10 protein-coding genes are annotated in these 7,531 nt (G+C 62.9%); 5 read left to right on the top strand and 5 right to left on the bottom strand.

Annotated features, from left to right (window positions below):
- Positions 1 to 230 (bottom strand): helix-turn-helix domain-containing protein (locus APH42_RS10905; RefSeq protein ID WP_156352752.1); only part of this gene is annotated, 230 nt, incomplete at its 3' end.
- A 174-nt stretch (positions 231 to 404) separates the two neighbouring features.
- On the opposite strand from APH42_RS10905, the gene hmgA reads away from it, so the two are divergent.
- Genes hmgA through maiA form a run of 3 tightly spaced genes read left to right on the top strand, consistent with a single transcriptional unit; the run spans position 405 to position 3,647 of the window.
- On the top strand, positions 405 to 1,706 hold the full coding sequence (gene hmgA / locus APH42_RS10900) for a homogentisate 1,2-dioxygenase (protein WP_012274143.1): 1,302 nt from the start codon (positions 405 to 407) through the stop codon (positions 1,704 to 1,706).
- A 3-nt stretch (positions 1,707 to 1,709) separates the two neighbouring features.
- Positions 1,710 to 3,002, top strand: coding sequence for a fumarylacetoacetase (fahA, locus tag APH42_RS10895; protein ID WP_060493276.1), 1,293 nt, complete (start codon positions 1,710 to 1,712; stop codon positions 3,000 to 3,002).
- A 12-nt stretch (positions 3,003 to 3,014) separates the two neighbouring features.
- Positions 3,015 to 3,647, top strand: coding sequence for a maleylacetoacetate isomerase (maiA, locus tag APH42_RS10890; protein ID WP_012274141.1), 633 nt, complete (start codon positions 3,015 to 3,017; stop codon positions 3,645 to 3,647).
- On the opposite strand, the gene APH42_RS10885 is transcribed toward maiA, so the two are convergent.
- Entirely contained in the window at positions 3,641 to 4,447 is an 807-nt protein-coding gene (locus APH42_RS10885) for a SirB1 family protein (RefSeq protein ID WP_060493275.1), read from the bottom strand. The genes maiA and APH42_RS10885 overlap by 7 nt on opposite strands.
- 124 nt (positions 4,448 to 4,571) lie before the next feature.
- Between APH42_RS10885 and APH42_RS10880 the strand changes: the two genes are divergently transcribed.
- Positions 4,572 to 5,591, top strand: coding sequence for a Glu/Leu/Phe/Val dehydrogenase dimerization domain-containing protein (locus APH42_RS10880; protein WP_012274139.1), 1,020 nt, complete (start codon positions 4,572 to 4,574; stop codon positions 5,589 to 5,591).
- A 61-nt stretch (positions 5,592 to 5,652) separates the two neighbouring features.
- Here the strand turns inward: APH42_RS10880 and APH42_RS10875 are convergent, their stop codons facing one another.
- Positions 5,653 to 5,916 (bottom strand): YebG family protein, encoded by a 264-nt coding sequence (locus APH42_RS10875; RefSeq protein ID WP_012274138.1) that lies wholly within the window; start codon positions 5,914 to 5,916, stop codon positions 5,653 to 5,655.
- A gap of 231 nt (positions 5,917 to 6,147) precedes the next feature.
- On the opposite strand from APH42_RS10875, the gene APH42_RS10870 reads away from it, so the two are divergent.
- Entirely contained in the window at positions 6,148 to 6,618 is a 471-nt protein-coding gene (locus APH42_RS10870; protein ID WP_012274137.1) for a phosphate-starvation-inducible protein PsiE, read from the top strand.
- Between the two features lie 3 nt (positions 6,619 to 6,621).
- On the opposite strand, the gene APH42_RS10865 is transcribed toward APH42_RS10870, so the two are convergent.
- The gene (locus APH42_RS10865) at positions 6,622 to 6,912 is read right to left on the bottom strand and encodes a DUF3509 domain-containing protein (RefSeq protein WP_060493274.1); all 291 of its coding nucleotides are present in this window, start codon (positions 6,910 to 6,912) and stop codon (positions 6,622 to 6,624) included.
- Positions 6,913 to 7,033: 121 nt separating this feature from the next.
- Positions 7,034 to 7,381 carry an HPF/RaiA family ribosome-associated protein gene (locus APH42_RS10860; protein WP_012274135.1) on the bottom strand — a complete coding sequence of 116 codons (348 nt, stop codon included), beginning with the start codon at positions 7,379 to 7,381 and terminating at the stop codon, positions 7,034 to 7,036.
- Positions 7,382 to 7,531 lie beyond the last annotated feature (150 nt).

Below are 7,531 nucleotides of genomic sequence, written 5' to 3'. Positions count from 1 at the left end.
CGTCCCAGGCCGTAATGGTTGGTGGCGGCATCCTGTTCGGCAAAGCCGCTGGCGATCAGCGCTTGCAGGTAACGGTGCACTTTGCTTGCCGGCATTTGCACATGTTCCGCCAGGCGTGACAGCGAGGTGGACGGGGACAACTCGGCAAGGGCCTTGAGGATGTCGGTGCCGACCTCCGCCGAGCGGACTTTCTGCTTGCCGTTGTCGGCGGGGGAGCTGGCTTTGGTCATGGACATCTTCTTCTGGATTCTTCAAGTCGGGCCTTTATAGCTTGACGCCATGCGTGGAGCAAATTACGTTATTCGTAATCTGATTACGATAAAAACAATGCAGACGCGCTGCCACCCCACATCGGGCCAGCAGCCAGCTGCCCGCAACGGCTCGGCCAGAGCCCGGAGGCATCGATGAATCGCGACACCTCACCCGACCTTCACTACCTCAGCGGCTTCGGCAACGAGTTTGCCAGCGAAGCGCTGCCAGGGGCCTTGCCGGTCGGGCAGAACTCGCCACAGAAGGCACCCTATGGGCTGTATGCCGAGCTGCTCTCGGGCACGGCGTTCACCATGGCCCGCAGCGAGCTGCGTCGCACCTGGCTGTATCGCATTCGCCCGTCTGCCTTGCACCCTCGTTTCGAGCGCCTGGCGCGTCAGCCGCTGAGCGGGCCGCTGGGGGGCATCAACCCCAACCGCCTGCGTTGGAGCCCACAGCCGATTCCCGCCGAACCGACCGATTTCATCGAGGGCTGGTTGCCCATGGTGGCCAACGCCGCAGCGGAAAAACCGGCTGGCGTGAGCATCTACATCTACCGCGCCAACCGTTCCATGGAGCGGGTGTTCTTCAACGCCGACGGTGAACTTTTGCTGGTACCGGAACAGGGCCGCCTGCGCATTGCCACTGAACTGGGCGTAATGGAAGTCGAGCCGCTTGAAATTGCGGTGATCCCGCGTGGCATGAAGTTCCGTGTGGAACTGCTCGACGGCCAGGCCCGTGGCTACATCGCCGAAAACCACGGCGCGCCGCTGCGTATTCCAGACCTGGGCCCGATCGGCAGCAATGGCCTGGCCAACCCACGCGATTTCCTCACCCCGGTGGCGCACTACGAAGAGGCCGAAGCGCCGGTGCAACTGGTGCAGAAATTCCTGGGCGAACACTGGGCTTGCGAGCTGCAGCACTCGCCGCTGGACGTGGTGGCCTGGCACGGCAGCAACGTGCCGTACAAATACGACCTGCGCCGCTTCAATACCATCGGCACGGTCAGTTTCGACCACCCGGACCCTTCGATCTTTACCGTGCTGACCTCGCCGACCAGCGTGCATGGCCTGGCCAACATGGACTTCGTGATCTTCCCGCCACGCTGGATGGTGGCCGAGAACACCTTCCGCCCGCCATGGTTCCACCGCAACCTGATGAACGAGTTCATGGGCTTGATCAATGGTGCCTACGACGCCAAGGCCGAGGGCTTCCTGCCTGGCGGTGCCTCGCTGCACGGCGTGATGAGCGCCCACGGCCCCGACGCCGAAACCTGCGAAAAAGCCATTGCCGCCGACCTGGCGCCGCACAAGATCGACAACACCATGGCCTTCATGTTCGAGACCAGCCAGGTGCTGCGCCCGAGCCTGCAAGCCCTTGAATGCCCGCAATTGCAGGCCGACTACGATAGTTGCTGGGCAACCTTGCCAAGCACCTTCAACCCGAACCGGAGATAACCGATGAACCACACTGCCAATGCCCGTAGCTGGGTCGAGCACGCCAACGGGCACAGCGACTTCCCGCTGCAGAACCTGCCATTGGGCATCTTCAGCCGGCCGGGTGAAGCCCGGCGCTGTGGCGCGGCCATCGGCGACGCGATCCTCGACCTGGAAGCGGTGTTGGCCGCCGGCCTGTTCGAGGGGGAAGCCAAGGCCGCCGTCGAGGCTACTCGGGGTGGGGCACTGAACGCTTACTTCGCATTGGGCCGCAGCGCCCGTGTCGCCCTGCGCGAACGTCTGCAGGTGCTGCTCGGCGAGCACAGCGAGCACCAGGCTGCTCTGCAGCCGGCACTGTATCCAGCCAGCGACTGCCAACTGCATGTGCCAGCGCAGGTCGGGGATTACACCGACTTCTACGTAGGCATCGAGCACGCCAAGAACGTGGGCAAGCTGTTCCGCCCCGACAACCCGCTGCTGCCCAACTACAAATATGTGCCGATCGGCTATCACGGCCGTGCCTCGACCATTCGCCCGTCCGGCACCGATGTACGCCGGCCAAAAGGCCAGACCCTCCCGGCTGGGCACACCGAGCCAAGTTTCGGCCCATGCGCACGCCTGGACTACGAACTGGAACTGGGCATCTGGATTGGCCAGGGCAATGACATGGGCCAGGCGATCCCGGTTGGCGATGCCGCCGAACACGTAGCGGGGCTGTGCCTGCTCAACGACTGGTCGGCGCGCGATATCCAGGCATGGGAATACCAGCCATTGGGGCCGTTCCTGTCCAAGAGTTTCATCACCAGCATATCGCCCTGGGTGGTTACCGCCGAAGCGCTGGAGCCGTTCCGCTGCGCCCAGCCTGCACGCCCGGAAGGCGACCCGCAGCCGCTGTCGTACCTGCTGGACAAGCGTGACCAGGCCGCCGGTGCATTCGATATTGAACTCGAAGTGTTGCTGCTGACCGAGCGCATGCGCGAGCAAGGTGTTGCCCCGCACCGCCTGACCCTGAGCAACACCCGCAGCATGTACTGGACCGTGGCGCAGTTGGTGGCGCACCACAGCGTCAACGGCTGCCAGCTGCAGCCGGGCGACCTGTTCGGTTCGGGCACGCTGTCGGGTGCTACGCCGGGTTCGTTCGGCAGCCTGCTGGAGATCACCGAAGGCGGCAAGCTGCCGATTGAGCTGGCCAGCGGCGAGGTGCGCAAGTTCCTCGAAGACGGCGACGAAATTATCCTGCGTGCCCGCTGCACGCGTGACGGCGTAGCCAGCATCGGCTTCGGCGAATGCCGTGGCACGGTCATCGCGGCCAACTAAGGAGGCAGGGGCATGGAGCTGTACACCTATTACCGTTCCACCTCGTCCTACCGGGTGCGCATTGCCTTGGCATTGAAGGGGCTGGCTTACCAGTCCCTGCCAGTCAACCTGCTGCAGGGGGAGCAGCGCGGTGCGGACTATACCGCCGTCAACCCGCAGGGCCGCGTGCCAGCCTTGCGCACTGACGGCGGTGAGTTGCTGGTGCAGTCGCCAGCCATCATCGAGTACCTGGAAGAGGTTTATCCACAACCTGCGTTGCTACCGACCACGGCCGTGGAAAGGGCAAAGGTGCGTGGTGTGGCGGCAATCATCGGCTGCGACATTCACCCGTTGCACAACGTCAGCGTGCTCAACCGGCTGCGCCAGGCGGGTCAGGACGAAGGGCAGGTCAATCAGTGGATCGGTCACTGGATAAGCCAGGGGCTGGCAGCAGTGGAGCGACTGATTGGCGATCACGGCTTCTGCTTTGGCGATACGCCTGGGTTGGCGGATGTGTACCTGATCCCGCAGTTGTATGCGGCCGAGCGCTTCAACATTGACCTCGACAGCTTCCCGCGCATCCTGCGGGTTGCCGCACTGGCGGCCGCTCACCCGGCGTTCGCCAAGGCCCACCCCGCCCAGCAGCCGGACAGCCCGGCTCAGTGAAGTGAACGGTTTGCCGCCGGAAGCTTGCCGATTCGCTCGGACAGCTTCAGGCGCTGGACCGGGTCTTCCGTCAGCAGCAACGCATACTCCAGGTCGAAGCGCTCGGCCTGCGGGCAATCCAGTTGTTGGTAGAGCGAAGCGCGGGTCACGTAATCGCTGACTTGCACCGGGCCCAACTGCATGACCCGCTCGGCGTCGATCAACGCGGCCAGGTGGTCATCGTTGCTGATGTGCAGTTGACGCAGGTTGCGCGACAGGCGTTGCAGCATCTGCAGCGGCGTAGCGCTGCGCATGTGCTCTGCCGTCAGCGCCACATGCGGGCCAAACTGGCGTGCCAGCAGTTCGCGGCAGTCACTCGGGTACAAGCGCCGACCGCCACAGGGGTCGAGCAGGTGGTCGGCACCCGGCACGCGCAGCAGGAAATGGCCAGGAAAGCCCACGCCCTCCAGCGGTATGGACAAGCGCCGGGCCAGCTCCAGGGAAAGAATGGCCAGGGTCAGCGGTTGGCCGCGGCGGCGCTGCAGTACTTTGTCCATCATCGCCGCATGCGGGCGTAACGGGTGGTATTCATCCTGCTGAAAGCCCAGCGCAATCAGTTGGCGCAGCAGTGGCTGGGCCAGTTCGCACACTGGCAGCATCGGCAGGTTGGCGCTTATCTCGCGCTGCAGCTCGTTCAGGGTGGCAAGGCTGGCCGCGGGCTCGACACTACGATCGTGCTCGGCGGCAATCCACAATGCGGCTTCCAGCAGGGCGACAGGCTCGCGTTCCAGGCAGGCCAGGCAGGCTTGACGTGGCTTCATGGGGCATCTCCACACACGTTTGAGTATTAGCTGTGACGCGTGGTTTCGTCCAGTGGTCCGGCGGCGGCGTCAATGCCGGGGCCGTGCCTATACTGGAAGGAGCACCTCGTGGGGGAGCCTGTCGATGTTCGCACTGATGCAAAGTACCCGGACCCAGTCACTGCATTTGTTCAACGACCCACCTACGGGCCTTAAGGCGGTGGTGGCGATCCACAGTGAGCACCTGGGCCCGGCCATGGGCGGTTGCCGCTACCTGCCTTACGCCGATGACGAAAGTGCCATGACCGACGCCATTCGCCTGGCCCAAGGTATGAGCTACAAGGCGGCATTGGCCGGCTTGCCGCTAGGTGGCGGCAAGGCGGTGATCATGCGCAACCCGCACGTGGAAAACCGTGCCGCGCTGTTCGAGGCCTTTGGCCGCTTCATCGATACCTTGCATGGGCGCTTCATCATCGCCGTGGACAGCGGCACCTCGACCCTGGACATGGACTGCATCGCCCAGAGTACTCCCCATGTGACCAGCACCACTGCCTCGGGCGACCCTTCGCCGCATGCGGCGATGGGGGTGTTCGCTGGCATCCGCGCCACGACCTCGTTCCGCCTGGGCAGCGATGACCTCAGGGGCCTGCGGGTGGCGGTGCAGGGGTTGGGTAATGTCGGTTATGCACTGGCCGAGCAACTGCATGCGGTGGGCGCGGAACTGCTGGTCAGCGACCTGGACCCCGGGCGGGTGCGGCTGGCGATGGAACAGTTCGATGCCAAGCCTGTGACCAACGATGCACTGATCAGTACCCCTTGCGACATCTTCGCCCCCTGCGGTGTGGGGCCGGTGCTGAACGGGCAGAGCGTGATGCAACTGCGTTGCGCGGCAGTGGCGGGGGCGGCCAACAACCAGCTGACCACCTTGCAGGTGGCAGACCAGCTGGAGTCGCGGGGGATACTGTATGCGCCTGACTACGTTATCAATGCCGGTGGGCTGATCTACGTGGCGCTGACCCATCGTGGCGAGGACCTGGGCACCATCACCGCGCACCTGGCGCGGATACCGTCACGGCTGACCGAAGTGTTTGGCCATGCGCAGGCGGAAAAACGTTCGCCGGCGCGGGTGGCGCAGATGTTGGCGGAGCGGTTGCTCTACGGCTGACTGTTGATGTTGGCTCTACTGGCCTCTTCGCGGGTTTACCCGCGAAGCAGCAACGTCGCTATCACTCGGCAGCGCCACCCTCTAGCAACTCGGCCAGGGCATCCGGCTGGCTTTTGAAGGCCCGAGCGAACACATCGCGGTTCTTGGCCATGTAGATACCGGCTTCCTCGACCTGTTGCTCGCTCAGCGACGGCACTGCCTTGTGCAGCACTTCGGCCAGGCGCTCGGCCAGTTCGAGCATCTTGTCGTGACGGTCTGCTTCGGCCTTATCCATGAACAAGCGCTCCGGGTCGCGGCTGCTGCGGTACACCACTTCGACGGCCATTCATCACCTCTATGCCTTTTTGCTGGTTGTGTTGCTGGTTACTGTATCTATATACAGTAATGGCATTTGCCATCACCACGCAACCAGATTCTCACGGCAAAAGCCTAGTACACAGGTGCCTTGCGGCAATCGGTCGCCTTCCAAGCCAAGGGCCTGGCCCTTTAACTGCATGGCACAAGCGTCACATCGGTGACGCATCATCCTTAAAGACGTATCGGGGAATGGAACATCGTGAACATCAAGTGGGCAGAAAAGCTGCGCAAGGGCCTGCACGGCTCGGCGGACTCGCTGGGCAACCTGTGCGTCGAGGCCTTCCATTACCTGGCGCTGTTCGGCATTGGCGCGATTACCGCCTATGCGGCAGTGGTGACCTTCCTGGACATGCTTGGCAAGGGTGGGGTCAGTGTCGATGACATCCTGCTGCTGTTCATCTACCTGGAGCTGGGGGCGATGGTCGGTATCTACTTCAAGACCAACCACATGCCGATCCGCTTCCTGTTGTACGTGGCGATTACCGCGCTGACCCGTCTGCTGATCGGCGATGTCTCGCACCACAAGGCGCCGGACGAAGGGCTGTTGTACCTGTGCGGCGGCATCTTGTTGCTGGCCTTCTCGATTCTGGTGGTGCGCTACGCCTCGTACCGCTACCCCTCGACCAAGGTGCTGGATGCCAACGGCAAGGAAGTGGAGGAGGGCAAGTAGCCCTCAGTTGGCCACGACATGGCGTGGGTGGTGGCGAGTATCGCGGGTCAATGCGGCCAGCACCTGCATGGGGTTCTGGCTGAGTTCGATGGCCAGGCCCAGGCGGATGCTGTCGATTACCCGCTGCAGGCGCACCGGGTCGTTGCGCTGGGCCTGGGTGATGAGGCGCTTGGCGACCACGCCTGCGTCGTCGGACAGGGTCAGCATGATGCTGCCATCGAGGTTTTCGATGCTCAGGTTGACCCGGTATTCGGGGGCAAATGCGGCACTGATGAGTTCGAATGGGTTGTTCATGTTCAGGCTTCTGCAGCGAATGAGTGCAGAAGTTGACTGGCAAAACGGCGGGTTGGTTCAGTGCCGTTGATCGCTGCAAATAAAAACGCCCGGCTCTAGGCCGGGCGTTTTGCATTGCCAATCAGGCGTCTGGGTCACTCAGTTCCAGGGCGCCGCGCTTGCTGCGCAGCTTGCCGTAGAAGTGTTCCAGCGCGTGGCTGAGCTTGGTGGCTGCACCGTCCACTGCCTGGTCCAGCGACGTGGCGGTGTGGGTCACCGAAATCGGTTGGTGGCCTTTGGGGCGAGCCTCCATCTGGCAGCGTTTGTCATGCGGTCCGGGCTTGGCGCCGTTCTCGTCGCGCAGGTGAACCTCGATGCGGGTGAGGTCTTCTTCGTAACGTTCCAGCGAGTTCTGCAGTGTACTGCGGACCCACTGATCAAGCCGGGCATTGCCTTCGAAATGGTTGCTGCTGTTGACCTGGATTTGCATGATTCAATCCTTATTCAGCTTGCTCGCATGGAGGCGCGCCTAGGCCCTTGAGACCCTTGGAATTTCTGCGCCTCTTGACTCTAAGGTCAGGCAACCACGAAACGAATTCAAGCCCTTTTTGAAAATAAATGTCTTGTTGCAAATGGGGCG

This window comes from Pseudomonas sp. NBRC 111140 (assembly GCF_001320885.1).
GTDB classification, from domain to species: domain Bacteria; phylum Pseudomonadota; class Gammaproteobacteria; order Pseudomonadales; family Pseudomonadaceae; genus Aquipseudomonas; species Aquipseudomonas putida_P.
The sequence above is the reverse complement of the archived record's forward strand: the minus strand, read 5'-3'. Positions and strand labels throughout refer to the sequence as shown.